At 33.7% G+C, this 1,152-nt stretch carries 1 protein-coding gene; it reads left to right on the top strand.

The window, feature by feature from the left end; all coding sequences use genetic code 11:
• A partial coding sequence (phoR, locus tag BTHERMOSOX_RS11385; RefSeq protein ID WP_138121223.1) for a phosphate regulon sensor histidine kinase PhoR occupies positions 1-1,152 on the top strand: 1,152 nt, incomplete at its 5' end.

The following is a 1,152-nucleotide window of genomic DNA, read 5'->3' as shown; positions in this document are numbered from 1 at the left end:
TTTTTTTATATTATTTGGATGTACTATAAATTACAACAATTTTATACTTGGGTGACTAGCGGAACCAAGCAAGATAACGCCCCGGATAGTGATGGAATTTGGGACAAAATCAATTACCAAGTATTACAGACAAAAAATAAGAGTAGTAACAGAAAAAAACGCATGAATGCCCTGTTAAAAAGATCACAAAGTATCTTAAAAGGCTTTCCTTATGCTACCATTGTTCTTAATCAAAATAATGAAATTGACTGGAGTAATAAAAAATCTAGACTGTTGTTAAATATTGTAAAGAATGACAGAGGTCAGCGTATCAATAATTTAATTCGCTCGCCTAAACTATATAAGCTACTGTCTTCTGGCGAAGATGGTAGTGAAGTTGAGATAGAATCACCTAAAGATTTATCAACACAGTTGTTGTTAAAGTTGATTTCAATAGGTCCTGATTCAAAACTACTAATCGCTCGTGACATCACCCAAAGAAATAAAACATTAGAAATGAGAAAAAACTTTATTTCTAATGCATCTCATGAACTGCGTACCCCGCTTACAGTGATCTCAGGTTACTTAGAAATGATTAAGGAAAGCAGCGATCTACCAGAGTTGTTATCTAGTCAGATTGATGTATCCTATGAGCAGTCTGAGCGTATGCGTAATATTATCGAAGATTTATTAACGCTTTCACGTTTAGAAAGTACTGACGATATTCAAGATATTAGTGTTGATATTGATATGAGCAAAATTATCAATCATGTTTGCCAAGATTTTGATCAAAAAATTATCGTAGAAATTGAAACGGATAAAATAATTCAGGGTGTTGAAACGGAAATAATTAGCCTGTGTACTAACCTAATACAGAACGCTATGTTTTACACTCCTAAGGGAACAAAAATTATAGTTAAGTGGTATGAGGGTGGGAATGATAAGTTATGTCTTGATGTACAAGATTTTGGTAAAGGCATTTCTGAAAAGCATATAGCTCACTTAACAGAAAGATTTTATAGAGTGGACGAAGGTAGATCTAAAGAGCAGGGTGGAACTGGGTTAGGGTTGGCAATTGTTAATCATATTGCTCATAGGCATAATGCAGAATTACGTATTGATAGTAAAGTGGGTGTCGGATCTACATTTTCAGTTTGTTTTATTAGGGTGTAA

It is taken from the genome of Bathymodiolus heckerae thiotrophic gill symbiont (assembly GCF_900128515.1).
Taxonomy (GTDB): domain Bacteria; phylum Pseudomonadota; class Gammaproteobacteria; order PS1; family Pseudothioglobaceae; genus Thioglobus_A.
Note: the sequence above shows the minus strand (reverse complement) of the source record. Positions and strands in the feature narration are given on the sequence as shown.